16 protein-coding genes are annotated in these 20,147 nt (G+C 69.7%); 1 reads left to right on the forward strand and 15 read right to left on the reverse strand.

Going from position 1 to position 20,147, the window contains the following annotated elements; translation table 11 throughout:
- Positions 1–14 precede the first annotated feature (14 nt).
- Complete coding sequence (locus tag KL771_RS16205) at positions 15–689, reverse strand: trimeric intracellular cation channel family protein (RefSeq protein WP_261969578.1); 675 nt, start codon at positions 687–689, stop codon at positions 15–17.
- 734 nt (positions 690–1,423) lie between these two features.
- On the opposite strand from KL771_RS16205, the gene KL771_RS16210 reads away from it, so the two are divergent.
- On the forward strand, positions 1,424–3,412 hold the full coding sequence (locus KL771_RS16210) for a heavy metal translocating P-type ATPase (protein WP_261969579.1): 1,989 nt from the start codon (positions 1,424–1,426) through the stop codon (positions 3,410–3,412).
- Here the strand turns inward: KL771_RS16210 and KL771_RS16215 are convergent.
- The 14 genes from KL771_RS16215 to KL771_RS16280 all read right to left on the reverse strand — a co-directional run bounded on the left by KL771_RS16215 (position 3,373) and on the right by KL771_RS16280 (position 19,874).
- Complete coding sequence (locus KL771_RS16215) at positions 3,373–3,858, reverse strand: RidA family protein (RefSeq protein ID WP_261969580.1); 486 nt, start codon at positions 3,856–3,858, stop codon at positions 3,373–3,375. The two genes, KL771_RS16210 and KL771_RS16215, sit on opposite strands and share 40 nt — an antisense overlap.
- Positions 3,859–3,945: 87 nt before the next feature.
- Positions 3,946–5,502: a gamma-glutamyltransferase family protein gene (locus KL771_RS16220; protein WP_261969581.1), complete on the reverse strand. Its 1,557-nt coding sequence runs from the start codon at positions 5,500–5,502 to the stop codon at positions 3,946–3,948.
- A 173-nt stretch (positions 5,503–5,675) separates the two neighbouring features.
- Positions 5,676–6,407, reverse strand: coding sequence for an ABC transporter ATP-binding protein (locus KL771_RS16225; RefSeq protein ID WP_261969610.1), 732 nt, complete (start codon positions 6,405–6,407; stop codon positions 5,676–5,678).
- Positions 6,408–6,424: 17 nt separating this feature from the next.
- Positions 6,425–7,252, reverse strand: a complete 828-nt coding sequence (locus KL771_RS16230; RefSeq protein WP_261969582.1) for an ABC transporter ATP-binding protein — start codon at positions 7,250–7,252, stop codon at positions 6,425–6,427.
- Positions 7,253–7,263: 11 nt separating this feature from the next.
- Positions 7,264–8,169, reverse strand: a complete 906-nt coding sequence (locus KL771_RS16235; RefSeq protein ID WP_261969583.1) for an ABC transporter permease — start codon at positions 8,167–8,169, stop codon at positions 7,264–7,266.
- On the reverse strand, positions 8,166–9,176 hold the full coding sequence (locus tag KL771_RS16240; protein WP_261969611.1) for an ABC transporter permease: 1,011 nt from the start codon (positions 9,174–9,176) through the stop codon (positions 8,166–8,168). The genes KL771_RS16235 and KL771_RS16240 overlap by 4 nt, the downstream gene beginning before the upstream one ends.
- A gap of 25 nt (positions 9,177–9,201) precedes the next feature.
- Positions 9,202–10,809 (reverse strand): ABC transporter substrate-binding protein, encoded by a 1,608-nt coding sequence (locus KL771_RS16245; RefSeq protein WP_261969584.1) that lies wholly within the window; start codon positions 10,807–10,809, stop codon positions 9,202–9,204.
- Positions 10,810–11,095: 286 nt separating this feature from the next.
- A complete protein-coding gene (locus KL771_RS16250) occupies positions 11,096–12,457 on the reverse strand; it encodes an aminotransferase family protein (protein WP_261969585.1) in 1,362 nt (453 codons plus the stop codon).
- A 12-nt stretch (positions 12,458–12,469) separates the two neighbouring features.
- The gene (locus KL771_RS16255; protein ID WP_261969586.1) at positions 12,470–12,994 is read right to left on the reverse strand and encodes a sarcosine oxidase subunit gamma family protein; all 525 of its coding nucleotides are present in this window, start codon (positions 12,992–12,994) and stop codon (positions 12,470–12,472) included.
- On the reverse strand, positions 12,987–15,914 hold the full coding sequence (locus KL771_RS16260; RefSeq protein WP_261969587.1) for a sarcosine oxidase subunit alpha family protein: 2,928 nt from the start codon (positions 15,912–15,914) through the stop codon (positions 12,987–12,989). Before KL771_RS16260 ends, KL771_RS16255 begins: the two co-directional genes overlap by 8 nt.
- Entirely contained in the window at positions 15,911–16,174 is a 264-nt protein-coding gene (locus KL771_RS16265; RefSeq protein WP_261969588.1) for a sarcosine oxidase subunit delta, read from the reverse strand. The genes KL771_RS16260 and KL771_RS16265 overlap by 4 nt, the downstream gene beginning before the upstream one ends.
- A 3-nt stretch (positions 16,175–16,177) precedes the next feature.
- Complete coding sequence (locus KL771_RS16270) at positions 16,178–17,434, reverse strand: sarcosine oxidase subunit beta family protein (RefSeq protein WP_261969589.1); 1,257 nt, start codon at positions 17,432–17,434, stop codon at positions 16,178–16,180.
- Entirely contained in the window at positions 17,431–18,468 is a 1,038-nt protein-coding gene (locus tag KL771_RS16275) for a D-cysteine desulfhydrase family protein (RefSeq protein ID WP_261969590.1), read from the reverse strand. The genes KL771_RS16270 and KL771_RS16275 overlap by 4 nt, the downstream gene beginning before the upstream one ends.
- A 2-nt stretch (positions 18,469–18,470) precedes the next feature.
- Positions 18,471–19,874, reverse strand: a complete 1,404-nt coding sequence (locus KL771_RS16280; protein ID WP_261969591.1) for an aldehyde dehydrogenase family protein — start codon at positions 19,872–19,874, stop codon at positions 18,471–18,473.
- Positions 19,875–20,147 lie beyond the last annotated feature (273 nt).

The following is a 20,147-nucleotide window of genomic DNA, read 5'->3' on the forward strand; positions in this document are numbered from 1 at the left end:
ATGCCGGGATCGGCTCAGGGCAGCGTCGCGCCGGACCTCCGGCGGAGCGTTTCGACCTCCTCGGGCGTCCGGCCGCGGCGCGACCGGTAGCGGGGCAGGCTCCAGCCGCGCACCATGGCGGCGGCGCGCAGGAGGAAGGCCACTGCGAAGCCGAAGACGGCGGCAATCGGGGTCGTCGCGCCGAGCGCATCAATCCCGACATAGAGGCCGGCCCCGCACAGCGCCGCCGTGGCGTAGATCTCGCGGCTGAGGATCACCGGCACTTCGCCGCCCAGCACATCCCGGATGATGCCGCCGAAGGTCGCCGTCGCCACCCCCATCGCGACCGCGATGACCGGCCCGGCCCGGGCGGCGAGGGCGATCTCGGCGCCGGTGACCGCGAAGACCGCCATGCCGATCGCGTCGAGCCAGAGCAGGATCCGGTAGCGCGATTGCGGCAGATGCGCCGTGAAGAAGACTGCCGCGGCGACGCCGACGCAGACGAGCAGATAGGCCGGCTGTCGCACCCAGAAGACCGGGGTGAGGCCGAGAACCAGGTCGCGCAGGGTGCCGCCGCCGATCCCGGTTACGGTCGCCAGAAGGGCAAAGCCGACGATGTCCATCTGCTTGCGGGAAGCGACCAGCGCCCCCGTCACCGCGAAGACGACCAGTCCGGCCCAGTCCAGGATGGCGGCGAAAGTGGCGATCATGGCGACCAGACGTGATTGGGCAAGCGGCCGATCCGCCCCCCGACGGGACGCATCCAAACACGGTTTCGGCGCGGGATCTGCCTCGACGATCGGAACGAAACCGTCGCCCTTTGGATCGTCCGGCCGTCCGCGGGACCGGAGGGGAGCTCCTATCGGGTGTCGGATGCGGGCAGCGTCCTATGATACGGGCGCGCCGCGAAGGCGGAACCTGGCGGGATTTTCGGTCAGGCCGGGTCGGCGATCCCGCAATCGGGACCATCTGGCGGTCGAAGTCGCCGGCTGGCGGGCGTCCCGACGGGCGCCGCCGACAGCTCCGAGCCTCGACACGTCCCCGACACCGGACGCGAAGGCCGCCGCAGCGGCCGGCATGCCGAAGGCGGGTTGGCGATCGACTGTCGTTTCATGCCACCAGGCGCATCCCGGCGGTGCTGAAAATATGAATCGCCATCCGACCGGCCGTCGAAGCCGAAAAGGCTGGATCTGCGTCACCAACCGCGGCCAGCCCTTTCGGGAAGCGTTTCCCGGTCTGAAGCGAAGCGCCATATGTGCGCTCGCTTCAAAGGGTATCGACGAAGGCTGCACGGCGGCCGCCTCGCCAATCAAAGTCTCATGCTTCCGTGAGAGAACCTATTCCTCTGGGCCTGCGAATCGGGAGACTTCCGTCCCCTGACCGGGGAATGGCTCGGGTCGCCCGACCGAGAGAACGGCGGGCTGAGGAAGGATGCCGATTCGAAATGACCGAGGAGCGGGTCGAACTGATCCTGGCCGTGCTGTGCGGCCTGTTCCTCGTGACCGGGTTCGCGATCGAGGTCGGCACGGGTGCACCCCGATGGGTATCGCTCGGGCTCTATGCCACAGCCTTCGTCTGCGGCGGGCTCCATCCGCTGCGCGAGGCGATCGACGCACTTGGCCTCGGCCGTTTCGAGATCGACGTCCTGATGCTGGTCGCCGCCGCAGGGGCCGCTTCCTTGGACAAATGGGCCGAGGGCGCGCTGCTCCTGTTCCTGTTCAGCCTCGGCCACGCGCTCGAACACTACGCCATGGGGCGCGCGCGACGGGCCATTGCGGCGCTTGCCGACCTCGCGCCGCCGACCGCAGAGGTGCGGCGCGACGGAATCGTGACCGAGATCCCCGTGGCCGGCCTGGTGCCCGGCGACATGGTCGTGGTGCGCCCCAACACACGCATTCCGGCCGACGGCTTCGTCCGTCTCGGCACCAGCAGCGTCGACCAGGCCCCGGTCACGGGCGAAAGCGTGCCAGTCGATAAGCAGCCCGTCGACGATGCCACGCGCGCCGCCGAGCGTCCGGACGGCATTGCGGCCGCCCATCGCGTCTATGCCGGTACGATCAACGGCAGCGGCGCGCTGGAAATCCAGGTTCTCCGGCTGGCGTCTGACAGCACATTGGCGCGCCTTGTCCGGATGGTCGGCGAGGCGGAGTCCCAGAAATCGCCGACGCAGCGCTTCACCGACCGGTTCGAGCGCATCTTCGTGCCGGTCGTGCTGGCCGGCGTCGGCGTGCTTCTGTTCGCCTGGACGGTGATCGATGAGCCGTTCGGCGCCAGCTTCTACCGCGCCATGGCGGTGCTGGTCGCCGCCAGCCCCTGTGCGCTGGCCATCTCCACACCGAGCGCCGTGCTGTCGGGCATCGCGCGGGCCGCCCGCGGCGGCGTTCTGGTCAAGGGCGGCGGCCCGCTCGAGCGCCTCGGCACCCTGGGCGCCATGGCGTTTGACAAGACCGGGACGCTGACCGAGGGAAAGCCTCGCCTCACCGATGTCAGGACCGAGCCCGGCGTCGCCGAAGGCGACCTCTTGGCCGTGGCCGTCGCGGTCGAGGCCCTGAGCGACCATCCGCTGGCGGCCGCGGTTGCGCGCGACGGGCGCACGCGGCTCGGCGACGGGGTGGCGGTGCCGGCCGCCGACGACCTGCGCAGCCTGACCGGCCGGGGGCTCGAGGCCCGCATCGGCGGCGAGATCGTCCTGGTCGGCAAGGCCGCACTCTTTTCCGAGGCCCCCGGACCGGCCTTGCCGGATACGCTTCGGGCATCCGTCCGCGCGCTGGAGGCCGCCGGACGCACCACCATGATCGTGCGCCGCGGCGACCGGTATCTCGGCGTGCTCGGCCTGATGGACACCCCGCGGGCCGAGGCCGCCGGCGTGATCAAGGCGCTGCGCGCGCTCGGCATCGTCCGGCTGATCATGATCTCGGGCGACAACGGACGCGTCGCCGACGCGGTCGCGCGCGAGGTCGGGCTCGACGAGGCCTGGGGCGACCTGATGCCGGAGGACAAGGTCGCGGCGATCAAGCGGCTGCGGGCGGAACGGGAGGTCGCGATGGTCGGCGACGGCGTCAACGACGCCCCCGCCATGGCGCATGCGACCGTCGGCATCGCGATGGGGGCCGCCGGATCCGACGTGGCGCTGGAGACGGCCGATGTCGCGCTGATGGGCGACGAGCTCGCCCACCTGCCCTTCGTGATCGGCCTCAGCCGGAGCACCAGCCGGATCATCCGGCAGAATCTCTGGATCAGCCTCGGCATGGTCGCCGTGCTGGTGCCCGCGACCCTGCTCGGCCTCCAGCTCGGCGCCGCGGTGATCTTTCACGAGGGCTCGACCCTGCTGGTCGTCGCCAACGCGCTGCGCCTGCTCGCCTATCCGGCCCCCGGCGCGCGCCGGCCCGCCGATCAGTCGATCTCGACGATCAGCGAGGTCTCGAAGCAGTAGTTGTCGGAGAGCGATGGGGCGCCGTAGGTCGCCCGCGCGCCGAGACCGATCTCGGGGCCGAACACCGCGTCGAAGAGGTCGCTCATGCCGTTGGCGACCTTGTAGTGCTCGAAGAAGTCCGGCGTGCAGGCGACGAAGTTGATCGCACTGACCACGGCGGTGACGCGGTCGAGATCGCCGAGCGCGCGCTTGATCGTCGAGATGCAGTTGATGCCGGTCTGCCGGGCGGCCAGATAGCCCTGCTCGATGGTCACGTCATGGCCGAGCCGGCCAGGATAGCGCACCACGCCATTCTCCATGCCGGGGGAATGGCCGCCGAGATGCAGCACCCGTCCGGTGATCACGAAGGGCTTCATCTTGCCGTAGCGCTTGCCGTATTGCCCGGGGCCGGCCATCGGGACCGTGAGGGCGATGCCGAGCTCTTCGAGGCGCTGTTCGATCTTCATGGGTGGGACCTTGCTGGTTGAAGCTGTCGTAGGGCGTGCGGTCGGCGCCGGCCGGAGGCTGCCGCGCGCCTCCGGAGACCCGCGCCGTCACAGGCCGAGCGCGCAGCCGTCCTTGCGCGGGTCGGAGGCCGCGGCCAGAACGCCGCTCACCGGATCGCGCCAGATGATCTGGCCGCCGCCGATCATGGTCGGCGACCAGCGCGCGTCATGGCCGCGCGCGCGCAGGGCCTCGATGAGGCCGGCATCCGGTTGCCGCTCGACATTGAGGACGCCGCGATAGGCGAAGCTGCGCGGCGCATCGAGCGCCTGCTGCACGTCCGTGCCGAGATCGAGAATGTTCGACAGCAGCTCGGCATGGCCGGCCGCCTGATAGGGGCCGCCCATGACGCCGAACGGCGCGACGCAGGCGCCGTCCTTCATCACCATGCCGGGAATCAGCGTGTGCAGCGGCCGCTTGCCGCCCGCAATGGCATTGGGATGGCCGGAAACCAGGCTGAACTGGGCGCCGCGGTTGTGGAACAGGACGCCCGTGCGCGGCGCCATGATGCGGCTGCCGAAGGAATGGAACAGCGAGTTGATGAACGAGATCGCGTTGCCGTCCTCGTCGACCACGCAGGCATAGACGGTGTCGCGCTGGATGACCTCGGGCCACACGATGGGCGCCGCCGCGCGGCTCATGTCGATGCGCCCGCGGGCGAAGGCGGCCCAGTCCGGCGACAGGAGCTCGCGGACCGGCGTCGCGGCGAAATCCGGATCGCCGAACAGGTGGTCGCGGTGGTGATAGGCGAGCTTGGCGAGCTCGGCCAGGATGTGGATGCGGTCGGCCTCGCCGATCGCCGGATCGGACAGATCCATCCCGTCGAGCACGTTCAGCATCATCAGGGCGGCGAGGCCCTGGCCGCTCGGCGGCAGTTCCAGGATGTCGTAGCCCTTGTAGCGGGTCGAGATCGCGGAGACATAGTCGGCCCGCGCCGCCGCGAAGTCCTCCAGGCTGTGCAGGCCGCCATGGGCGCGCAGGCACTCGACCATGTCGGCCGCCACCGGCCCGGCATAGAAGCCGTCATGGCCCTCGCGCGCCAGGATTTCCAGCGTCGCCGCCAGAAGCGGCTGGCGATGCACCGCACCGGACGGGATCGGCCGGCCGTCCGGCAGGAAGACCGAGGCCGCCATCGGATGGCCGGCCAGGATCGGCGCTTCCATCGACCAGTCGAGGCCGACCACGGGCTGCACGACATAGCCGTCGCGGGCGCAGCGGATCGCCGGCTCCAACACGGTCGCGAGCGACAGCCGGCCATGATCGGCGAGGAGCCGGCACCATCCCGCCACCGCCCCCGGCACGGTGACCGCATGGGGCGAATCGAGCGCAAGCTCGGGGATGCCGTGGGCGGCGAACCAGGCCGGATCGGCGGCCTCCGGCGCGCGGCCGGCCCCGCTGAGGCCGATCGGCGCGGCGGCGCCCTTCGGCATGTAGAGGGCGAAGCAATCGCCTCCGATGCCGGTCTGATGGGGCTCGACCACGCATTGCACCGCGATCGCCGCGATCGCGGCGTCGACGGCGTTGCCGCCCCGGCGCAGCATGTCGATGGCGGTCACGCTCGCCAGCGGATGCGACGTGGCCACGGCCGCCCGGGCCGAATACACCATCGAGCGCGTGCGCTGGGTTGGGTCCGGCTGCTTCCGGCCTTGATGGAATCCCACGATCCGTCTGTCCCCGCCTTGCGGCCCGCCGTCGCTCAGTGCCCGGCCGGCTCGAATTCCTCGGATATTCCGCCCGTCCCGCGACCGGCCTTGCGACGCGGCCGGGACGGTGACGGCGTTCAGCCCAGTTCGGTGCTCAGGGCGCGCAGCCGGGTCGTCTGCGGACTGTTCGTCCGACCCGCCCGCAGATCCTCGGCCGACAGGATCTCGACCATCTCGCCATTGCTCATCACCCCGATGGTCGGGCAGAGATGCGCCACCACCGCGAGATTGTGGCTGACCATCAGGTAGGTCAGACCGCGTTCCTCGCGCAGATCCGCCAGGAGGTTGAGGATCTCCGCCTGCACGGACACGTCGAGCGCGCTGGTCGGTTCGTCGAGCAGCAGCACCGACGGCTCGGAGATCAGCGCCCGGGCGATCGCCACGCGCTGGCGCTGGCCGCCCGACAGCTGGTGCGGATAGCGGTAGCGCGCCGTCGCCGGCAGCGCGACATCGTCGAGAATGCGCCGGATGCGCCGGTCGACATCGCCGAGGCCCTGGATAAGGAGCGGTTCGCTCAAGGCGCGGTCGACGGTCTGGCGCGGATGCAGCGAGCCGTAGGGGTCCTGGAACACCATCTGGACGAGACGAAACAGATCCGGCGATGGGCCGCGCCCGAGCGGTCGGCCGGCGACTTCGAGATACCCGTCCCAGACGGTGTTGAGCCCGGCCAGCGCGCGCATCACGGTCGACTTGCCCGAACCGCTCTCCCCGACGATCCCGAAACTGCCGCCCGCCGGCACGCGGAAGCTGACGCCGCGCACCGCATCGAAGTCGGCGAAGCGGACCCTGAGATCGTCGACGACGATCATGCCCTTGGCCGGCGCGCTCATGCCAGCCACGCCGGATCGCGGACCATCACGGGCAGGCGCGGCCGCGGGTGGGTCAGGCTGGGCATGCAGTCGAGCAGGGCGCGCGTATAGGGATGCTGCGCTCTCGCGAGTTCGCTTGCGGCCAGCTCCTCGACCACCCGGCCGGCATACATGACGGCGACGCGGTCGCAGAAATGTCCAACCAGCGGCAGGTCGTGGCTGATCAGCATCAGCCCCATGTTGCGGCGTGACACCAGGTCTTCCATCAGCTTGAGAATCTCCGCCTGCACGGAGGCGTCGAGCGCCGAGGTCGGCTCGTCGGCGATCAGCAGTTCCGGGTCCGGCGCCAGCATCATGGCGATCATCACGCGCTGGCCCATGCCGCCGGACAGTTCGTGCGGATAGGCGTCGGCGACGCGCCGCGGATCGCGGATCTGTACCTGCGCCAGGAGGTCGATCGCCGCCTCCCGGGCCTCGCGCCGCGAGCCCTTGCGGCGGTTGCGCCAGGCCTCGGCGATCTGGGCGCCGGCGGTCATGATCGGATTGAGCGAGAATTTCGGGTCCTGCAGGATCAGGCCGGCGCGCCGGCCGCGGATCTGCCCCATCTGCTTCTCGCTCGCCGCGAGCACGTCGATGCCGTCGAAGCGCAGGGCCTTCGCGGTCGCTTCCGCGGCCGGCGGCAGCAGGCGCAGCAGCGCCCGCGCGGTCAGCGACTTGCCGCTGCCGCTTTCGCCGACGATGCCGAGCTTCTCGGTGCCGAGCGTCATCGAGACATCGCGGACCGCGACATGGCGGCCCTGCCGGGCCGGGAAGGAGACGGTCAGTCCGGAAATCTCCACCAGCATCGCAGCCTCCCTCAGCCCTGCTTGGGATCGAGCGCGTCGCGCAGCCCGTCGCCCATCATGTTGAAGGCGAGCGAGGCGACCAGGATGGCGATGCCGGGGATCAGCGGCACCCACCACTGGTCGAGCAGGAAGCGCCGGGCGGTGGCGATCATGGTGCCCCATTCCGGCGACGGCGCCTGCGCGCCCATGCCGAGGAAACCGAGGCTGGCGGCGAAGATGATGATCGAGCTCATGTCCAGAGTGACGCGCACGATCAGCGAGCCGAGGCACAGCGGCATGATATGGCGCAGGATGATCCGACCCGGCGAGGCCCCGGCCATGCGCACGGCGGCGATATAGTCGGCATCGCGGATGGTCATGGTCTCGGCGCGCGCCAGCCGAGCATAGGGCGGCCAGGTGGTCAGCGCGATGGCGATCACCGCGCTGGTCATGCCGGGCTTGATCGCCGCCACGAAGGCCAGCGCGAGGATGAGCCGCGGAAAGGCCAGGAACACGTCGGTCACGCGCATCAGGACGACATCGGCGATGCCGCGGGTGTAGCCGGCGATGCAGCCGATCGCGAGACCGACCGGCGCCACCAGGGCGACCACCGCCAGAACCATGCCGAGCGTGACGCGCGCGCCGTAGAGGAGGCGGGAATAGACGTCGCGGCCGAGTTCGTCGGTCCCGAGCCAGTGCGCGTTCGACGGCGGAAGCAGCCGCTGGCCGAGATTCTGCGCGATGGGATCGTGGGTGGCCAGCAGCGGCGCGAAGACCGCACACAGGAGCAGCGCGACCACGGTGGCGAAGCCGACGAGGGCCGGCCGGTTGGCCTGGAAGTCGCGCCACAGGCGATAGCGGCGCCCCCAGGCGGCCTGCGCCCGCGATTGCGGGCTGTCGGTCAGCAGCCAGGCGCGATCGAGGAGACGGGCGGTCATACGCGCGGATCCAGAATACGATAGGCGGCGTCGGCGAGCAGGTTCAGCAGCATGTAGACGAAGCCGACCAGGAGGGTGGCGCCGATCACGGCGTTCATGTCCGCATTGAGCAGCGACACCGTCAGATACTGGCCGATGCCCGGCCAACTGAAGATCATCTCGGTCACCACGGCGCCCTCCAGCAGGCCGGCATAAGTCAGCGCCAGCACGGTGACGAGGCGCACCGCGATGTTGCCGAAGGCGTGGCGCCAGATGACCCGCGCCGGCGACAGGCCCTTGGCGCGGGCGGTGATGACATACTCCCCGGCCAGCGCGTCGATCATGAAGGCCCGGGTCATGCGCGAGATATAGGCCATCGAGAAATAGGCGAGCACGCCGGCCGGCAGCATCAGATGCGCGACGGCGTCCCAGAACACCTCGGTATCGCCCGCGATCAGCGCATCCACGGTCAGGAAGCCGGTCACGGTCGGGGTCAGCCCGACATAGCCGACGCCGACGCGTCCCGTGCCGGGCGCCCAGCCGAGCCAGGCGTAGAAAACCAGGAGCGCGCCCAGCCCCAAGACCGGGATCGGGATGGAGTGGCCGACCAGGGAGAAGACCCGCACGAACTGGTCGAGAGCGCTGTTGCGGCGCACCGCCGAGAGCACGCCAAGCGGGATGCCGGCGACGGTGGCGAAGATCATCGCCACCGTGCCGAGTTCCACCGTTGCCGGGAAGTAGAGCCGGATGTCGTCGACGACGCGGTTGGTCGTCATCACCGACCGGCCGAGATCGCCCTGCAGCAGGGCCTTGAGATAGATCCAGAACTGGACCGGCAGCGGCTTGTCCAGTCCGAGTTCCATGCGCAGCTTGTTGACCAGTTCCGGGCGGGCGTGATCGCCGAGGATGGTCAGCACCGGATCGATCGGGATGACCCGGCCGATGAAGAACGTGACCAGCACCAGGCCGAACATGGTGATCGCCAGGCTGGAGACGGTCGTCCCCAACCGGATCAGCCTCTGCACGATCGGATGCCGGGCCACGTCGTTCCCCTCACGCCTTGCGGACGTCGGCATACTGGGTGAAGCCGGTCTGCGGGCCGATCACGAAGCCGGAGACGCCCTTGCCCATCACCGCCGAGGCGATCTTCTGCAGCATCATGGCGAAGGGCGCACGCTCGGCGAATTTCAACTGCATCTCGCGATACATCGCCATGCGCTTGTCGTTGTCGAGCTCCTTGCTCGCGGCCAGCGACATATCGTTCAGCTCCTTGTCGACGAAATGGTTGCGCCAGGCCAGCAGCTTCAGCTTGCCGTCTTCGCCGTCGTCCGGATTCTCGCAGAAGGCCTGGCTGTTGGAATAGGGGTCGAAATAGTCGGTGCCCCAGGCCAGAAGCGCCAGCTGGTGGCCGCGCTTGCGGGTCTTCGTCATGACCTGACGCATCTCGCCGGAAACCAGGGTGACCTTGATGCCGATCTGCGCGAGATCGGCCTGCACGGCCTGGCCGATATCGGCATAAGGCGCCGACGAGGGCACGTCCAGGGTCACCTCGAAACCGTTGGGGAAGCCTGCCTCGGCCAGCAGCTGCTTGGCCTTGGCGACATCCTTCTTGTAGAGGCGGTCCGTCAACCCACCCGGCAGGCCCGGCGGCAGGAAGCCCTGCGCGACCGAATACATGTTCGGCGTGATGTTGGTGGCGATGCCGTCATAGTCGAGCGCCCACTTGATCGCCTGCTGCACCGGCAGCTTCTGCAATTCCGGCACCGCCTGATTCATGGCCAGATAGACCGACACCGCCTGGCCCGACGAGACGACCTTGAAGTCCTTCTCCGCATAGGCCTTCTTCAAGAGGTCGGGGGTCAGGTTGCGGGCGATGTCGGCATCGCCCTTCTGCAGCATCAGAAGCTGGGCCGACGGATCCGGCACATGGCGGATGAAGATGCGGCGCGGCTGGTCCGGCTTGCCGGAATGCGGATTGGCATCGAGCGTGACGTGGTCGCTGGCGACCCACTCGACCATCTGGTAGCCGCCCGCGCCGGCGGAATGCAGTTTCAGCCAGCCGTTGCCGAAGTCGCCGTTGACCTCGTGGGCCAGCGCCGTCGCCTTCTCGACGATGCCGCCGATCGGCGCGGTCAGGCAGAACAGGAGGAAGCTCGGCGCGACCGGGGCCGGCAGTTTCATGACCAGGGTCTCAGCGTCGACCGCCTTGATCAGGTCGTCGACATTGTCCTTGGTGTAGCCGAACTGCGAAAGGATGAAGGCCGGCTGCTTGTTCAGCTTGATGGCGCGCTGGAACGAGAAGGCGGCGTCTTCCGCGGTCACGACCTTGCCGGACGGGAATTTGGCATCCTTCTTCAGCTTGAAGGTGAAGGCGGTACCGTCCTTGCTGACCGTCCAGGACTCGGCGAGATCGCCGACCACCTTGGTGTTGTCGGCCGCATCGGGCGAGATCAGGCCGCGATAAAGGTTCGGCACCACCTCGAGATTGGTGATGTCGTAGGCCTCGGCGGGGTCGAAGCCGCTGACGAGATCGTCGATCTGCTTGGCCATCACGATCACGCCCTTCGGCGTGGCCGCCCTGACCTCTCCCGCCCTGAAGACTCCCGAGGCGAGGATCGGGCTGGCAGCAGTCAATGTGAGCAGTGTACGGCGCGTCAGCATGTCGGTGCTCCCGTCTCTGGTTGAGGGAATTCAAGCACGTCGGACTGCCGACGTGAAGGCTCGTGCTGGCTATAATTTATGAGATGCGAACTTTTGTTTGATTACGCGATGGGCAGACTACCGCCTTTTTGGCCGGTCGGAACCGGCGTCTTCCCGATCCGGCCGCGGCCATTCTGCGACGCGGCGGGGCTGTCGCGCCGCTCCCGAAACCTGCCGGGCCGGAGCAGCGACGGACAACCATTGGACGGCGGCCGTTGTTTTCGCCCGCCGCCGAACGAAACGGCCGTCAAGCGAGCCCGACATCGGCGGCGAAACGCAGGATGGCGCGCTCCAGGCCGGTGATGATCATCTCCACCTCGGCGCGGCCGGCAGTCAGCGGAGGCCCGAATTCGACGACCTGATAGGTGCGCACAAGGACGCCCTCGTCGCGCATATAGTTCGTCATGCGAACGGACATCTGGTCCTGCGGACGGAACGGCTCGCGCGTTTGCTTGTCCCGCACCAGTTCGATACAGGCGAGCAGGCCGCGCCCGCGCACGTCGCCGACCAGCGGCAGCCGGCGCAGCGAGTCGAGCCCGTCGAGCAGGTACCGGCCCATCTCGCGCGAGTTCTCGACCAGCCCTTCCCGCTGCACGATCTCGATATTCTTCAGCGCCGCCGCCGCCGCGACGGCATGCCCGCCGAAGCTCAGGACATGGTTGAGTCCGGCCTCGCGGCCGCTCGCCGCCTCGAAACGGGCCGACACGCGCTTGCTGGCGATGGCCGCGCCCATCGGCACGTAGCCGCTGGTCAGGCCTTTGGCGACCGTCATGATGTCCGGCACCACGCCCCACTGCTGACAGGCGAACATGCTGCCGGTCCGGCCGAAGCCGTCGATGACCTCGTCGATGATCAGCAGCACGCCGTATTTGTCGGCGATCTCGCGCAGCATCGGCAGATAGTCGTCCGGCGCCGGATAGATGCTGGCGGCGGCCGGCACCGGCTCGGCGATGATGGCGGCCACGGTTTCGGGGCCTTCGTGCAGGATCGCCTTCTCGATCATGCTGGCGCAGAGCGTGCGGCAGCCCGGCCGCGACAGACCGTATTCGCAGCGATAGCAGTTGTTGTGCGGGACATGCACGCAACCGGGCACGAGCGGCCCGAAGATCTTGTTGTTGAAGTCGTGGCTCGCCCCGCTGATGCTCATCGCATACTGGGTCGAGCCATGGTACGAGCCGCGCCGGCTGATCACCTTGGTGCGCTTCTGGTCGCCGCCGAGCCAATGGTATTGCTTCGCGATCTTGATCGCCGTCTCGACCGCCTCGGAACCGCCGGAGGTGAAGAACACCCGCTCGAGGTCACCCGGCGCCAGGTCGGCGACCACGCCGGCCAGCTTCACGGTCGCGGGCGCGACGAAATTGTAGGGCGACACATAGGCCAGTTCGCGGGCCTGCGCGGCCATGGCGTCGGCGATCTCGGCCCGCCCATGGCCGACATTGGTGACGAACGCCCCGCCGGACAGGCCGTCCAGATAGCGGCGCCCGTCCTCGTCGATCAGGTAGCAGCCCTCGCCCTTGCTGAAGACGGTCAGGCCGCCTTCGGCACGCAGGGCCTGCGGGCTGGTCGCATGAAACCAGACATGCTTGAGGGCCTCGGCGGCTACGGTCATCGATGCACTCCCTTATGAGCGGTGTTCCAGACAGTCGGTCGATTTTGAAGCAGCGGGCGACCGGACGGCGGCCGCCGCGATCTCCAGCCAGCCGGCCAGCCAGTCGGCATAGCTGGTCGCGACGAACAGCGTGTAGGCCTCGGCGCCGTCGGCGAACAGCAGAACCGGGACGCGCGCGCACAGCGTCGCCGCGGCATCGCCGACCGCGAAATGGCGCGGATCGAGATCGAGCTCGATGCCCCGCTCCAGGAGCGCGCGCGCGCTCGTGCCTTCGATCGTAAAGGGCTGCCAGGCGTGACCGACCGCGACCGACCGACCGCCGGCCTCGGCGATGGCGGCGCCGGCACCGGCCTCGGACCAGGATGCCCGGTCGGCGACCCGGACAACGCGCCGCTCCGGCGACAGCGTCAGCACCGTCGTGCCGCCCGCCAGGGCGCCGACGACAGCCGACAGGGGACCGGCCCAAGCGCGATCGCTGCCGATCACCTCGACGAGCGGGGCCGGCGGCTGGCGTGTGATGCGGCAGGGATCAGGCACGCAGCCGCCTCCCTTCCGGATCGATGAAGACCGGGTCGCACAGCGTCACCGGCACCATCTCGTCGGTCAGCGGCGAGGCCGCCATGCGCGTCTCGCCCAGCGCCGCCCGGCCGCCCGCGACGAGCGCGAGGGCGATCCAGCGATCCAGCTCCGGGCTGAAGGCAACGGAGGTGACATGTCCGTCCATCGGCACCGGCGCCGGCAGCGACGCCGGCCCGTCCCGCACGATCTGCGCGCCGCGCGGGATCGACCGGGCCGGATCGACGGTCATCAGGCCGACCAGCTGCTTGCGATCGGGCGCCGTAAAGGCGTCCCGTCCGAGCGAGCGCCGGCCGACGAACTCCTTCTTGGTGCTGACCATCCGGCCGAGGCCGAGATCGTCGGGCAGCGTCCGGCCGTCGGCCTCGAAGCCGGGCACGAACAGCCCCTTCTCGATGCGCATCGTCATCATCGCTTCCGTCCCGTAGGGCATCAGCCCGAAGGCTTCGCCGGCCGCGACCAGCGCCGTCCACATGGCGGGCGCGTCGCCGGAAGCCGTGTAAATCTCGTAGGCGAGCTCGCCCGAGAAGCTGACCCGCAGCACGCGCGCCGCGATCCCGGCGAGCCGGCCCTCGGCCATGCTCATGAACGGCAGCGCCGCGTTGTCGACCGGGAAATCCGGCCCGAGCGCGGCGAGGAGGAGCCGCGCCCGCGGCCCGGCGATCGCCATCGCGCCCCATTGCTCGGTCACGGGCGTGATGGTCACGTCGAGGCCGGGGAGATCGACCTGCCGGGCGCGCTCCAGATGCGCGAGGATGCGCTCGGCATTGCCGGTGGTGGTGGTCATGAACCAGCGGTCATCGGACAGCCGCGTCGTGGTGCCGTCATCCATCACCACGCCGTCCTCGCGCAGCATCACGCCGTAGCGACAGCGGCCGGGCTGGAGGGTCGACCAGCCGTTGACATAGACATGATCGAGCAGCCGGGCCACGTCCGGCCCCTGCAGGTCGATCTTGCCGAGCGTCGAGACATCGGTCAGCCCGACCTCGCGGCGCACATTGGACGCCTCGCGGACGACCGCCTCCATGTCGCTCTCGCCGGGCCGACGATAGAATTGCGGCCGGCGCCAGCTGCCGACATTGGCGAAGAAGGCGCCCTGCGCCGCGTGCCACCGGTGCATCGGCGTGGTCCGCGCTGGGCTGAGCAGGTCGCCGACGAAGGGCCCGGCCATCGCCCCGAAGGTGACCGGCGAGAAGGGCGGCCGCGGCCGGCTGTTGCCGATCGCCGCTGCCGACTTGCCCTGCGCCGCCGCGATGATCTCGACTCCGTTCAGGCCGATCAGCTTGCCCTGGTCGGTGCCCATGCCGAGCGTGGTGTAGCGCTTGACATGCTCGACCGAGCGATAGCCTTCGCGCACCGCCAGCCCGAGATCGGCGACCGTCACGTCATTCTGCTGATCGACGAACTGTTTGGACGCGGTTCCGACGGGCGCGACCGGCGGCTCGCCCGACGGAGCCGGCATCGGTGCCGCGCCAGCACCGGCCGCGCGCCCGGAGGCGACACAGTCGGCGAGATCGAACAGGCCCGCGCAGGCCCCGACGGCGACCATGCTGCGGGCCGCACCGCCGGTCCCGGTCTGCATATCCGGCACCAGGGCGCCGATGGCTGCGTCGTGGCGCAGCCGTCCGCCGGAATGGGTGAAGAGGTGGGCGGCCGGACTCCAGCCGCCCGAGGTCAGGATGAGATCGCAAGACAGCGCCGTCGTGGCGGCAGGCCGGCCGACCGGATGCACCACGCAGCCCGTCACGCGCCGGCGGCCCCGGCTGCGCGCGACCATGTGGCCGGCGAGATGCCGGATCCCGGCCGTCCGGCAGCGGGCGGCCAGGCTTTCGTCGACCGTCGCACGCGCCTCGACGATCGCCTCGATGGCGACGCCGGCACGCTGAAGGTCGAACGCGGCCTCGTAGGCGCCGTCGTTGTTGGCATAGAGCACGCAGCGGCGCCCCGGCACGGCGGCCTGCCGGTTCAGATAGGCCCGCGCGGCGCCGGCCAGCATGACGCCGGGCCGGTCGTTGGCGCCGAACAGCAGCGGCCGTTCGAAGGCGCCGGTGGCCAGCACGATGCGCTCGGCATCGATCATCCAGCGGCGCAGGCGCACGGCCCCGGAAACCTCCTCGACGAGGCCGACCAGATTGCCGTCATAATGGCCATAGGCCGTGCAACGCGGCAGCAGGGTCACCTTCCCGCTCGCCCGCAGCCGCGCCAGCACCGCCTCGACCCAGGCGCCATGGGGCTGGCCGTCGATCTCGGCATTCTCGCTGGTGCCGAGGCCGCCGAAGGTGTCCAGCGCCTCGACGACGACGAGGCTTTCGACATGGTCGAGCGCGGCTTCGGCCGCGGCCAGACCGGCGACGCCGCCGCCGATGACGAGGCAATCGACATGTCGGTGCACGGTCTCGTAGGCGTCCGGGTCGGGCTCGACCGGCGCCCGGCCCATGCCGGCGGCGCGGCGGATCAGCCGCTCGTAGAAGGGCCAGGCGGCGACCGGCCATTTGAAGGTCTTGTAGTAGAAGCCCGAGGGAATCAGGGGCGCGATCAGATCGTTGACTGCCATCAGGTCGAAGCCGACCGTCGGCCAGCAATTCTGGCTGCGCGCGACCAGGCCGGGCACCAGCCGCACCTGGGTCGCCTTGACGTTCGGCTCGCGCCGCGCGCCCTCGCCGATCTCGACCAGCGCATTCGGCTCGTCGGCCCCGTAGGCGACAAGGCCGCGCGGGCGATGGTACTTGAAGCTGCGGGCCAGGAGATCGACGCCGTTGGCGATCAGCGCGGAGGCGAGCGTATCGCCCTCATAGCCGACATGGCGGCGCCCGTTGAAGCGGAATTCGATCGGCCGGCCGCGCTCGATGCGCCCGCCGCTTGCCGCGCGCCAGCCGCTCATGCCACGGCCTCGCTCAGGAAGGCATTGGTGCGGGTATCGCGCGTGACGGCGAACCAGCGGCGGCACCCGGCGGCGTGGAACCAGAGCTCGCGATGCGGACCGGCAGGATTGTCGCGGCGATAGACGTAGTCGTTCCAGTCCCCGTCCGGGCCGGCGGCCGGATCGAGCGGCAGGGTGGCGGCCGGCCGCTTCAGGTCGGCGCCGCCGTAGCTGAATTCGGCCATGGCGCGCAGGCCGCAACAGGGACAGGGAATGCGCATGGATCAATGCATCCAGGGGCTGGAGCCGGAGCCGCGTTCGTCGAGCAGGTCGCCCGTGTCGAAGCGATCCAGGGTGAAGCGGTCGGCGATCGGATGGGGTCGGTCGGTCGCGACGAGATGCGCCAGCGCCGTGCCGGCGGCGGGCGTGCCCTTGAAGCCGCCGTAGCACCAGCCACCGTTGAGATAGAGACCGGCCAGCGGCAGGCGCGTGATGATCGGGCTGCCGTCCATGGTCATGTCGACCGTGCCGCCCCAGCTGCGCATCATCCGCAGCCGGCGGATGGCGGGGAACAGGGCCGCGGCGGATTCGACGACATGGTCGAGCACATGCGGGTCGCCGCGCTGCGCATAGGAATTGCAGCCGTCGATGTCGCCGCCCATGACCAGCTCGCCCTTGTCGGACTGGTTGATGTAGACATGCAGCGCGCCCGAGACCGCCACGACATCCAGCATCGGCTTGACCGGCTCGGAAACTAGGGCCTGCAGGACATGGCTTTCCATCGGCAGGCGCAGGCCCGCCATGCCGGCGAGCCGGCCGGAATCGCCGGCGACGCAGATCGCCACCTTGTCGGCCGCGATCGGGCCGCGGGTCGTCTCGACGCCGGTGACGCGGTCGCCGTCGCGGCGGAGCCCCGTCACCTCGCAGTTCTGGATGATGTCGACGCCGCGCGCATCGGCGGCGCGGGCATAGCCCCAGGCGACCGCATCGTGGCGCGCCGTGCCGCCGCGCTTCTGGATCAGCCCGCCGAGGATCGGAAAGCGCGCCCCGGCCGACAGGTCGAGCCCCGGCATCAGCCGGCCGAGATCGTCACGCGTCAGGAGTTCCGCATCGACGCCGTTCAGCCGCATGGCGTTGCCGCGGCGGTGCAGGGCGGAGATCTCCGCATTGCTGTGCGCGATGTTGACCATGCCGCGCTGGCTGAACATGACGTTGAAGTTCAAATCGGCGCTGAGGCCCTCCCACAGCTTCAGGGCATGTTCGTAGAAGCGGGAATTGGCCGTGAGCAGGTAGTTGGAGCGCACGATGGCGGTGTTGCGGCCGGTATTGCCGCCGCCGAGCCAGGCCTTCTCGAGCACTGCGACATCCGTGATGCCGTAGGTCTTGGCGAGATAGTAGGCCGTCGCCAGGCCATGGCCGCCGCCGCCGATGACGATCACCTGGTAGCGCGCCCGCGGCGCCGGATCGCGCCAGGCCGCCGCCCAGGAGCGGTGACCGGTGAGCGCCTGCCGGGCCAGGGCGAAGACCGAATAGGGGGTCATGCGGCCGCATCCGGCAGGATGAGCGCGGGATCGTAGGCGAACAGGGCGGGCGAGCCGCCGGTATGCAGGAACACCACGGTCTCGTTCCGGCCGATCCGGCCGCTGCGGATATGGTCGATCAACCCGGCCAGGCACTTGGCCGAATAGACCGGGTCGACCAGCACGCCCTCCAGGCGCGCCAGCAGCGCGAGCGCCTCGCGGCCCGCCTCGGTCGGGGCGCCATATTGCGCGCCGATCTGGTCGTCGATCAGCGACAGGGCCGCGGCGGTCGGCACGCGCGGCAGCCCGAGGATCGGGCCCGCCTCGGCGGTCTCGGCGATCACCTTGTCGACCAGATAGCCGACCTTGCGGCTGACGCTGACGCCGGTGACGCGATAGCCGGGCTGCAGGTTGCATTCGCCGAGGACGAGGCCCGCATAGGTGCCGCCCGAGCCGACCGCGACATAGAGATGCTCCGGCGCGATGCCGGCTTGCGCGAATTGCTGCATCATCTCGGCGGTCGCCATGACGTAGCCGGCCATGCCCTGCGGGCTGGACCCGCCGAGCGGCATGATCATGACCCGGTGCCCCTCGCGCTCGAGCCGTGCGGCGAGATCCGGGATCGCGGTGCCGAAATCCCAGCGCGGCTCGGTTTCGACCAGATGGACATTCGCCCCGAACAGATGGTCGAGCAGCAGGTTGCCGGTGGTCGGATGCGGCTCGCCGGGCACGCCGCCGAGCACCAGTTCGACCCGCAAGCCGGCGCGCGCGCCCATGGCGGCGGCGATCCGGGCGAGGTTCGACTGGTAGCCGCCGCACACGATGACGGTGTCGCAGCCTTCCGCGAGGGCCCGCCCCAGGATGAATTCCAGCTTGCGGACCTTGTTGCCGCCGAGGCCGGCGGCGGTGAGGTCGTCGCGCTTCAGGAAGATGCGCGGCCCGCCGAGATGGCGCGACAGCGCGGGCGCCTCCTCCAGCGGGCTCGGGCCATGCAGGGCGCGCAGCCGCGGCAGGGCGTCCAGGCGGGCAAGGATGTTCGATGCATCGAGTGCCATGATCAGGCCTTCGCGACGGAGATCGTCTGCAGGTCGGTATAGGTGGCGAGGCCCCAGCTGCCGTTCTCGACGCCGATGCCGGACCATTTGTGCCCGCCGACCGGCGCGATCGGCATCAGGGCGAGATGCTGGTTGACCCAGACGGTGCCGCAGTCCATCGCGCCGGCCAGTTCGGCGGCCCGCTCGGCGTTGCCGCTCCAGACCGAACCCGACAGGCCGAAGCGGGTCGCATTGGCCCGCTCCAGCACCTCGGCCTCGTCGCGGAAGCTCAGGATCGGCAGCAGCGGGCCGAACTGCTCCTCGGCGACCAGCCGCGCGCCGTCGTCGAGACCGGTGACGAGCTGCGGCGCCAGGAAATAGCCGCCGGCCTCCGGCAGGATGGCCGCGCCGTGCAGCGTGCCGCCGTCCCGGCGCGCATCCTCGGCGAGGTCCTGCACGCGGGTCCATTGCGGCGCCGTGGAGATCGGGCCGAGATCGACGCCGTCGTCGAAGCCGTTGCCGATGCGCGTGCTGGCGATGCGGGCGACCAGCGCCGCCTTCACCGGCTCGTAGACGTCCTCGTGGACATAGAGCCGCTTGATGGCGCAGCAGACCTGCCCGGTATTCTGGAAGGCACCCCAGAACAGCTTGTCGGCGATCGCCTCCGGCTGCACGTCGTCGAGCACGATGGCGGCGTCGTTGCCGCCGAGTTCCAGGGTCACGCGCTTCAGATCGGCGGCCGCCGCGCCGGCCACGCTCTTGCCGGCCTCGACCGAGCCGGTCAGCGAGACCTTGCGGATCGCCGGATGCGCCGCCAAGGCGCGGCCGAGCGCGTCGCCGCCGGAGACGATGGTCAGCACGCCGGCCGGGATCACGTCCTGCAGCAGGGCGCCGAGGCGCAGCGTGGCCAGCGGCGTGAAGGGCGATGGCTTCAACACGATGGCGTTGCCGGCGAGCAGCGCCGGCGCGATCTTCCAGACCGCCGAGATGACCGGATAGTTCCACGGCGCGATGCCGGCCACGACGCCGAGTGGGCGGCGATGCACCGAGACCCGCATGGCGTCGTCGTCGCGGATCAGCTCGACCGGTATTTCGAGGCCCGCGGTGTGCTCGAACCAGCGCGCCGCGCCCATCACCTCGCCGATCGCCTTCGGCAGCGGGCGTCCCTGCTCGCGACAGATGAGCCGGCCGATCTCCTCGGCATGGGCGCGCAGCGTCTCGGCGCAGGCGACCAGCACGCGGCGGCGGGCGGCAAGGTCGCGCGACCACGGGATGAAGGCGCGCCCGGCGGCGTCGATCGCCGCATCGAGCTGGTCCAGGCCGCATTCCGGCGCCGTCGCGAACACCTTGCCGGTGGCCGGATCGACGACATCGAAGGACTCGCGCGCACCGACCAGTTTGCCGTCGATCAGCATGGCCTCGTTCATTCTGCCCGTTCGCCCCGTGACATGCATTGGTGGATGGAGTGTTCAAAACATACGCATCATGAACATATGTTCGCAAGATCAATTTTTGATCGGCCGACCGGCGCTGGTTTCCTCGGCGCCAAGACCGAATGGGCGCGTCGCATAGCCCATCGGGGCCCGTCGCAGTGCAAGACCTTTGCGATCCCGAACGAAATCGGTCTTGCGCTGGCGCCGGGCCTGCGGACGGCGCGAGGCCGGGACGGCACCGCTGCGATCTCGGCATGGCAGAAGCGC

Source organism: Prosthecodimorpha staleyi (assembly GCF_018729455.1).
GTDB lineage: Bacteria > Pseudomonadota > Alphaproteobacteria > Rhizobiales > Ancalomicrobiaceae > Prosthecodimorpha > Prosthecodimorpha staleyi.